This is a genomic window from Corynebacterium sp. ACRPH, from assembly GCF_022347285.1.
Classification (GTDB): Bacteria; Actinomycetota; Actinomycetes; order Mycobacteriales; family Mycobacteriaceae; genus Corynebacterium.
The window spans coordinates 1-996 of the sequence record NZ_JAKRND010000043.1 but is presented as its reverse complement, the minus strand read 5'-3'; the positions used below and the strand labels follow the sequence as shown (position 1 = coordinate 996).

The following is a 996-nucleotide window of genomic DNA, read 5'->3' as shown; positions in this document are numbered from 1 at the left end:
CCGTCCGGATACTGCCAGATATCGGCGTCCAGGGAGATGTCCTGAAGCGCGGTGTCCGGAATTTCAGGTTTGTGTCTCTACAAAGACTAACTATCAGAAAAACTCATCGAGCATCAAATGAAACTGCAATTTATTCATATCAGGATTATCAATACCATATTTTTGAAAAAGCCGTTTCTGTAATGAAGGAGAAAACTCACCGAGGCAGTTCCATAGGATGGCAAGATCCTGGTATCGGTCTGCGATTCCGACTCGTCCAACATCAATACAACCTATTAATTTCCCCTCGTCAAAAATAAGGTTATCAAGTGAGAAATCACCATGAGTGACGACTGAATCCGGTGAGAATGGCAAAAGCTTATGCATTTCTTTCCAGACTTGTTCAACAGGCCAGCCATTACGCTCGTCATCAAAATCACTAGCATCAACCAAACCGTTATTCATTCGTGATTGCGCCTGAGCGAGACGAAATACGCGATCGCTGTTAAAAGGACAATTACAAACAGGAATCGAATGCAACCGGCGCAGGAACACTGCCAGCGCATCAACAATATTTTCACCTGAATCAGGATATTCTTCTAATACCTGGAATGCTGTTTTCCCGGGGATCGCAGTGGTGAGTAACCATGCATCATCAGGAGTACGGATAAAATGCTTGATGGTCGGAAGAGGCATAAATGCCGTCAGCCAGTTTAGTCTGACCATCTCATCTGTAACATCATTGGCAACGCTACCTTTGCCATGTTTCAGAAACAACTCTGGCGCATTGGGCTTCCCATACAATCGATAGATTGTCGCACCTGATTGCCCGACATTATCGCGAGCCCATCTATACCCATATAAATCAGCATCCAGGTTGGAATTTAATCGCGGCCTCGAGCAAGACGTTTCCCGTTGAATATGGCTCATAACACCCCTTGTATTACTGTTTATGTAAGCAGACAGTTTTATTGTTCATGATGATATATTTTTATCTTGTGCAATATAACATGGGTT

At 43.7% G+C, this 996-nt stretch carries 1 protein-coding gene; it reads right to left on the bottom strand.

The window, feature by feature from the left end; all coding sequences use genetic code 11:
* Positions 1–93 precede the first annotated feature (93 nt).
* A complete protein-coding gene (locus MHX66_RS10485) occupies positions 94–909 on the bottom strand; it encodes an aminoglycoside O-phosphotransferase APH(3')-Ia (RefSeq protein ID WP_000018326.1) in 816 nt (271 codons plus the stop codon).
* Between the last annotated feature and the right edge of the window lie 87 nt (positions 910–996).

Excerpts from the sequence above, each read along its gene's own strand:
- MHX66_RS10485 (WP_000018326.1), bottom strand. The coding sequence starts at position 909 with ATGAGCCATATTCAACGGGAAACGTCTTGCTCGAGGCCGCGATTAAAT.